This window comes from Haloplanus sp., assembly GCF_028275055.1.
Classification (GTDB): Archaea; Halobacteriota; Halobacteria; order Halobacteriales; family Haloferacaceae; genus Haloplanus.
The window spans coordinates 1-2798 of sequence record NZ_JAQCNJ010000068.1 but is presented as its reverse complement, the minus strand read 5'-3'; the positions used below and the strand labels follow the sequence as shown (position 1 = coordinate 2798).

At 67.1% G+C, this 2798-nt stretch carries 3 protein-coding genes and 1 pseudogene; 3 read left to right on the top strand and 1 reads right to left on the bottom strand.

All coding sequences use genetic code 11. The features are described from left to right. From Q0925_RS08995 to Q0925_RS08985, 3 genes are all read left to right on the top strand, one after another. On the top strand, nucleotides 1–481 hold a 481-nt coding region (locus tag Q0925_RS08995), incomplete at its 5' end, for a glycine cleavage T C-terminal barrel domain-containing protein (RefSeq protein ID WP_299334406.1). A 109-nt stretch (nucleotides 482–590) separates the two neighbouring features. Then, nucleotides 591–1256: a helix-turn-helix domain-containing protein gene (locus Q0925_RS08990; RefSeq protein WP_299334404.1), complete on the top strand. Its 666-nt coding sequence runs from the start codon at nucleotides 591–593 to the stop codon at nucleotides 1254–1256. Next, a complete protein-coding gene (locus Q0925_RS08985) occupies nucleotides 1240–2469 on the top strand; it encodes an MFS transporter (RefSeq protein ID WP_299334402.1) in 1230 nt (409 codons plus the stop codon). The genes Q0925_RS08990 and Q0925_RS08985 overlap by 17 nt, the downstream gene beginning before the upstream one ends. A 122-nt stretch (nucleotides 2470–2591) precedes the next feature. Here Q0925_RS08985 and Q0925_RS08980 read toward each other — a convergent pair. After that, nucleotides 2592–2798, bottom strand: a pseudogene (locus Q0925_RS08980) (threonine synthase); the annotation flags it as partial.

Below are 2798 nucleotides of genomic sequence, written 5' to 3'. Positions count from 1 at the left end.
CGGCTACCAGGTCCCCGACGACAAAGACGCCGACTACATCGGAAAAGCCGAACTGGAGCGCCAGAAGGACGCCATCGAAGACGGCGCGTGTCCGTTCACGCACAAGCTGGTCGGACTGAGGATGGCGGGCGACCCGATCGTCGAGTGGGCCTCGGACTTCTGGCTCGTCTCCGACCCCGAGACGGGCGCGGAGTGTGGCTACCTGACCTCCGCGGGATGGAGTCCCGAGCTCGGAGCCAACCTCGCCTTGGGCTACGTGCCGGCGGAGAAGCTCCAGGCCGCGGCCGACGTGCCGCTCGACGACTCGGTCTACGACACCGACATCGACCTGGAGTTCGAGGTACACCTCCCTGCGGAGTACGCCGAAGAGCCCGGCGAGCCCGTGTACGCGACGGTGGCGAAGGTTCCGTTCAAGCAGTCGGCCAACCCCAGCGCCCGCGAGCAGGCAAAGATTCACGCCGGCGACGGGATGGAGGAGTGAGTGACGCGTCGCAAAACGGAACCACACGGAACTACCTGTTCGGTTGGCCCACCGCGAACCCGATCGGTCGGGAACGGGGATATACCGGAGCCGCCCGTTTTACAGGATAATGAGCGATATTAAAGCCGCCGTGCGGATCGAGCACCCCGACGTCGTGCTCACGGAGACGGTCGCCCACGACCGGACGTCGAGCGTCAGATCGCTGTCGGAGGCGGGCACCGACCCGAGTTCGGGCAAGTTCTTCTACCGTGTCGAGTCGTCCGACTTCCGCCGGTTCGAGAACGGACTGCGGAGGGATCACACGGTTGGCGAGTTCGAGCGCGTGATCGAGACCGGAGACGGGGAGGCGATCTACAGCTTCGAGTACACCGACGAGGCGAAGATCTTCTCGCCGATCATCTCGATCGAAAACGGCGTCGTACTGGACATGGAGAACGACGAGGACGCGTGGATATTCACCGTCTGGATGCCCGAGCGAGCGAACCTGGCCGCCCTCTGGGACACTGCGCGACGGCACGACATCGACATCGAGCTGCTGCGTGTGAACCAGTATGCGGGGTTGGACGCCGCGGACGCCGGACTGACCGACACTCAACGGGAGGCCCTCCTCGTCGCGTTCGAGGCAGGGTACTTCGAGGAGCCACGGAACGCAACGCTCGGCGAGGTCGCCGCCGAACTAGACATCTCGCAGCCGGCGGCCGGTGGGCTCCTTCGACGCGGGATCGAGCGACTCATCGTGTCGTCGCTGGTGGAGGATCGTGACCGAACCGGGTGACGATCGGACGTTCGCCGAGGAGTCGGTGTGGCGTGTGACGACCATCGCGGTCGGGTGGCTGCTGCTCCTGTTCGTCGGCGCGTACCTGATCACGCCAGCGAGTCTGCTTCCGGTGGTGATGTCCGACCTCGGCATCACCGAAGCCACCGCGGCCGCGCTCGTCTCGATGCCACAGGTCGCTGCAACGGTGATCGGTGTTCCGGTCGGGATCTACCTCGACCGGGTCGAGGGTCCCGCGACGGCGCCGGTTGCAGCAGCCGTGCTCCTCGTCGGGAGTGCCGGTGACTGGTTCGCCGCGAGCGGGGGGAGCGTCTCGCTGTTGGTCGGCACGCGACTGCTCGCGGGCGTCGGGATGTTCGTGCTGTGGGTGACCTGCATCAACGTTGCGGCGAGTACGTTTCCACCGACGAGACGGGCGACCGCGACATCTGTGATCATCTCCGGCTATCCGGCGGGCTACGCGCTCGGACACCTTGGCGCGCCGCGTGTCGCCGCGGTCGTTGGCTGGCCAGGGGTGTTTCCGGCCTTCGGCGTCGCGGTGTTGGTGATGTCGGTCGCCTTTTACGTCGCCGTCGGGCGGGTGTCACGGTTCAGCGCGTCAACCGAACCGATGACGCTCCCCGGGTTCAAGCGGGTGATCCAGAACCGGGACGTGTGGTCGATCCTCGTCGTCACGGTGCTCGGCTACTCGCTGTACATGGTGTTCAACTCGTGGATGCCGACGTACATCACCCGACAGTTCGGCGTCTCGCTGGCGGAGAGCGGCGCGTTCGTCGCGCTGTTTCCTGCGGTCGGGATTCTCGCACGGCCCGTCGGGGGGTGGCTCTCGGACGCGGTGCTGGGTCAGCGGCGACGGCCCGTCTTCGCCGCATCGTTCGTCGGGGCGACGGTGCTTGCGGTCGCGATGTTCTACAGCGCGACGGTGGCGGTGCTGGTCGGGATCCTCGTTCTCGCAGGGGTGTTCGTCCAGCTCCAGATCGGGCTGATGTACCAGTCGGCCCAGGAGTTCGTCGATCCACGGGCCGCCGGGACGGCCGTCTCGCTCGCGAGTGTGGCCGGATGGCTAGGGTCGTTCGTCGCACCCGTGGTGGCCGGAGAGCTGGTCGCTGCCACCGGAATCGACGCCGTTCTGTTCGTGTTCGCGATCGGCCTCGGCGTGACCGGTGGACTCACCGCCTGGCAGATGGCCGAGTCCGGTACGTCTGCCGCGTAAGCCGAGCGCACCCCCGGCCGACCGTCGGTGGTGGCTTTCGGCGGGTCTGCGGCGTCGAGGTCTCGTCGTCGATCGCCGACGACGGACCCCGCCCGGACGACCGCCTCCGAAGGAGGTGTACGCTACTCCGAGCCGATGTGCTCAAGCACCGCGGCGGCGTCGTTCGGGACCGGTTCGGGCTTGTTGCCCGCCTTGTAGGCCGCGTCGGGGTCCTTCAGCAGGTGGCCGGTGGTGAGACACACCACGTCCTCGTCGGCGCCGACGACGCCCTCGTCACGGAGTTTCTTCAGCCCGGCGATCGAGGTGGCCGAGGCGGGTTCGACGCCGAT

Bases quoted from the DNA above. Each gene is read 5' to 3' on its own strand.
- Q0925_RS08990 (WP_299334404.1), top strand. From the start codon at position 591: ATGAGCGATATTAAAGCCGCCGTGCGGATCGAGCACCCCGACGTCGTG.